Below are 256 nucleotides of genomic sequence, written 5' to 3' on the forward strand. Positions count from 1 at the left end.
TACAATATTATCATGGGCGGCATCTTTGCGTTATCCGCGCTCTAGATCTCCTTGGTTACAGCAGCATCCTTTATCAATTTTGGGGCACTCGTAGCCTTTACCTTTGTAAACCTTTCTGTCATTTTCCATTACTTTGTTAGACAAAAGAAGCGTTCTCCAAAAGAGTCCATCCGTTATTTTGTACTGCCGCTGATCGGCTCGCTTTTCAACATATGGCTATGGACCAATCTGAATGTGAACTCCTTGCTGCTTGGAT

The 256-nt window shown here is 43.0% G+C and carries 1 pseudogene; it reads left to right on the forward strand.

What is annotated here, in order from left to right:
- Positions 1-51 precede the first annotated feature (51 nt).
- Positions 52-256, forward strand: a pseudogene (locus SB775_RS31385) (Putrescine importer PuuP); the annotation flags it as partial.

Source organism: Peribacillus sp. SIMBA_075 (genome assembly GCF_046534585.1).